The organism is Anoxybacillus sp., from assembly GCF_036834105.1.
In the GTDB taxonomy this organism is placed as follows: Bacteria; Bacillota; Bacilli; order Bacillales; family Anoxybacillaceae; genus Anoxybacillus.
The window spans coordinates 1-2,024 of the sequence record NZ_DAITON010000222.1; the positions used below are offsets into that span (position 1 = coordinate 1).

At 41.0% G+C, this 2,024-nt stretch carries 3 protein-coding genes and 1 pseudogene; all 4 read left to right on the forward strand.

Annotated features, from left to right (window positions below; all coding sequences use genetic code 11):
• The first annotated feature begins 216 nt into the window (after window positions 1–216).
• Window positions 217–690 carry a tRNA (adenosine(37)-N6)-threonylcarbamoyltransferase complex ATPase subunit type 1 TsaE gene (tsaE, locus tag V7Z64_RS13115; protein WP_297987201.1) on the forward strand — a complete coding sequence of 158 codons (474 nt, stop codon included), beginning with the start codon at window positions 217–219 and terminating at the stop codon, window positions 688–690.
• Entirely contained in the window at window positions 671–1,375 is a 705-nt protein-coding gene (gene tsaB / locus V7Z64_RS13120; RefSeq protein ID WP_297987202.1) for a tRNA (adenosine(37)-N6)-threonylcarbamoyltransferase complex dimerization subunit type 1 TsaB, read from the forward strand. Before tsaE ends, tsaB begins: the two co-directional genes overlap by 20 nt.
• Entirely contained in the window at window positions 1,376–1,819 is a 444-nt protein-coding gene (gene rimI, locus V7Z64_RS13125; RefSeq protein ID WP_297987203.1) for a ribosomal protein S18-alanine N-acetyltransferase, read from the forward strand.
• A pseudogene (locus V7Z64_RS13130) lies at window positions 1,816–2,024 on the forward strand (tRNA (adenosine(37)-N6)-threonylcarbamoyltransferase complex transferase subunit TsaD); the annotation flags it as partial. The gene rimI and the pseudogene V7Z64_RS13130, both read left to right, overlap by 4 nt.

Sequence of the window (2,024 nt, forward strand, 5' to 3'; positions counted from 1 at the left end):
CTCGTCGGGCTCATAACCCGAAGGTCGCAGGTTCAAATCCTGCCCCCGCAACCAATAAATAAAAAGAAAACGAAACCGTATGAGTTTCGTGTTTTTTTATGCCTTTTTTGCTTTATGTTTTATTTTCGTGTACACTTATATATGTATCATTTCCTTAGGAGAACGATCCTAAGGTCTTTTTTGTATGTTGATTTTATTGAATTAGGGGAATGAACGATGAAAACATATGAATATGTATCACATCATCCTGAAGATACGGTCGCATTAGCGACGAAACTCGCCCAATATATTCAACCAAAAGACGTAATCACGTTAGAGGGCGATTTAGGAGCTGGAAAAACGACATTTACAAAAGGGCTAGCAAAAGGTTTAGGAATCAACCGTAATGTAAGTAGTCCAACTTTTACCATCATCAAACAATATGAAGGGCGTATACCTTTGTATCATATGGATGTATATCGTTTAGGGGAAAGCGAAGAAGATTTAGGATTTGATGAATATTTTTTTGGTGATGGTGTAACGGTTGTGGAATGGGCACATACCATTGAACCATATTTACCAGCTGAGCGTTTACATATTACAATTCACCATGTCGATGGAGGAAGCAGGATTATTCGCTTCTCTCCGATCGGCCAACGTTATGAACAGTTATGTAAGGAGATTTTTGACGATGAAAGTGTTAGCTATTGATACATCAACGTTTGTTATGGGAATTGCTGTCGTTGACGGACAAGTTGTTAAAGGAGAAATCATTACAAATTTTAAAAAAAATCATTCCATACGAGTGATGCCTGCAATTGAGTCGCTTCTTCAAGAATGTGATGTGAGTCCAAAAGAAATCGGGCGTATTGTTGTTGCAAAAGGGCCTGGATCATATACAGGTGTTCGCATTGGCGTGACGATTGCTAAAACACTCGCTTGGACGTTGCGCATTCCGCTTGTCGGTGTATCAAGTTTAGAGGTGATGGCAGCAAGTGCAAAGTATTTTCAAGGACTCGTCGTTCCATTAATGGACGCTCGGCGAGGACAAATTTATACAGGCCTTTATAAAGCGGAAGGAGGCAACATTCAATCCATTGTGACTGATCAAGTCATTTTAGCGACAGATTGGGCAAAGGAATTAAAGACTTATGATGAGCCTATTTTATTAGTTGGGAATGACAGCTCTTTGCACGAAACTTCATTCATTCAAACGCTCGATCGTGCTGTTCAAGTGGCTTCGTTCACACTCCATAACCCGCGTCCGAGTGAGTTAGCATGGTTAGGCATGCATCGTGAGCCAGAGGACATTCATACGTTTGTACCAAACTATATTCGTTTAGCAGAGGCAGAAGCGAATTGGCTTGCCCGTCAGCAAGAAAGGACGGAATGCTAAGTGGACGTTTCCTTTCGTTTTATGACGCTTCAAGATCTTGATCGCATTATAGAAATTGAGCAACTCTCATTTACACTCCCGTGGAGTCGCTCTTCTTTTTATCAAGAGTTGACAAACAATCCGTATGCTCGTTACATTGTGATGGAGTATGATGGACAAGTAATTGGCTATTGTGGCATGTGGTTGGTTATGGATGAAGCGCATATTACAAATATTGCAGTATTGCCACAATTTCGTGGTAAAAAACTAGGGGAAGCGTTGATGAGACAGGCGATGGTATTAGCAAGGGAAGAAGGGGCGCAAACGATGACGCTAGAAGTGCGGGTGTCAAATACAGTTGCACAATCATTATATAGGAAACTCGGTTTTTTAAACGGTGGAATTCGAAAAAGATACTATTCGGATAACCAAGAAGATGCTTTAGTCATGTGGGTGAAATTATGAGTGAAAAAGATATATTTGTACTTGGAATTGAAACGAGCTGTGATGAAACAGCTGCAGCCATTGTGAAAAACGGACGTGAAATTGTAGCGAACGTCGTCGCGTCGCAAATGGAAAGTCATCAGCGATTTGGAGGCGTCGTTCCTGAAATTGCATCGCGCCATCATGTTGAACAAATTACGCTTGTGTTAGAAGAAACGATGAAGCA

Excerpts from the sequence above, each read along its gene's own strand:
- tsaB (WP_297987202.1), top strand. The coding sequence starts at position 671 with ATGAAAGTGTTAGCTATTGATACATCAACGTTTGTTATGGGAATTGCT.
- tsaE (WP_297987201.1), top strand. The coding sequence starts at position 217 with ATGAAAACATATGAATATGTATCACATCATCCTGAAGATACGGTCGCA.